The organism is Adlercreutzia sp. DFI.6.23, assembly GCF_024462535.1.
Classification (GTDB): Bacteria; Actinomycetota; Coriobacteriia; order Coriobacteriales; family Eggerthellaceae; genus Adlercreutzia; species Adlercreutzia rubneri.
The window spans coordinates 1-290 of sequence record NZ_JANGBP010000737.1 but is presented as its reverse complement, the minus strand read 5'-3'; the positions used below and the strand labels follow the sequence as shown (position 1 = coordinate 290).

General features: G+C 62.4%; 1 pseudogene. It reads right to left on the bottom strand.

The features are described 5' to 3' along the window. Positions 1-82: 82 nt before the first annotated feature. A pseudogene (locus tag NE591_RS16445) lies at positions 83-229 on the bottom strand (helix-turn-helix domain-containing protein); the annotation flags it as partial. Positions 230-290 lie beyond the last annotated feature (61 nt).

The window sequence follows — 290 nt, the reverse complement described above, 5'->3', positions numbered from 1 at the left end:
GCCTTCTCGACGGCGCCGGCCACCGCCTCCTTGACGCGGTGCGTGGTGGACTCTTCCATGTGGGTGCTCCTTCCTTGGTCGGTTAGCTTGCTTTCTCGTACTTGCTCTCGTCGCGGCCGAAGAGAGAGCCGATGGGCATCTTGAACGCATCGGCCAATGCCCAGGCGTTGTCGAGGGTGATGCCGCTCTTAGCGTTCTCGTACGAGCCGATGGTGGTTGCCGGGATGCCGGTTCGAAAGGCCCACCGACTTCATAACGGCGAACTCGCGGCGGCGCAGGATAAGGCTGTT